This is a genomic window from Desulfovibrio sp. TomC (genome assembly GCF_000801335.2).
Taxonomy (GTDB): domain Bacteria; phylum Desulfobacterota; class Desulfovibrionia; order Desulfovibrionales; family Desulfovibrionaceae; genus Solidesulfovibrio.
This window is the reverse complement of record NZ_JSEH01000325.1, coordinates 1-467: the sequence shown is the minus strand read 5'-3', so window position 1 is coordinate 467 and position 467 is coordinate 1. Positions and strand designations below refer to the sequence as shown.

1 protein-coding gene is annotated in these 467 nt (G+C 61.0%); it reads right to left on the bottom strand.

Annotation, left to right across the window (positions count from 1 at the left end; translation table 11 throughout):
- Positions 1 to 42: 42 nt before the first annotated feature.
- Complete coding sequence (gene tnpA, locus NY78_RS25965; protein ID WP_043641858.1) at positions 43 to 393, bottom strand: IS66 family insertion sequence element accessory protein TnpA; 351 nt, start codon at positions 391 to 393, stop codon at positions 43 to 45.
- Between the last annotated feature and the right edge of the window lie 74 nt (positions 394 to 467).

The following is a 467-nucleotide window of genomic DNA, read 5'->3' as shown; positions in this document are numbered from 1 at the left end:
TCCCCAGGGCCAAGTAAACCCGAACGTCGTTTGCCGGCAGCATCATAGCCGCACCAGCGTGCGGACAAGCTTTTCCAGCACCGGCGCGGCGAAGTCGCCTCTGATCTCGATGTGAAAGGCGTTGCCCACGTGCACCAGCATCGGTTCAGGCGCGGTTGCCATGTCCGCCTGGGGCGACGCGGACAGCGGCACAGGGACGATTGCGAAGCAAGGCGCTGCCTCTTCGTCGGCCGATCTCGCCAAACGCTTCCGCCAATAGCCCCATGAACTTTGGGAAAGGCCATGCCGCCGGCAGTAAGCCCCCTGGCTCAGGCCACTGCCTCGCCAAGACTCAAAATGTCCAGCCCAATACGCCGCCTTCTCGGATCTATGCTCCGTTGCTGATGTTGCCATGGCTGTCCCTCCTGTGGGGCAAACCATGACAGAAAACTCAAGAGGCGTAAGAAGGGCCTCTTTTGACGCTTACG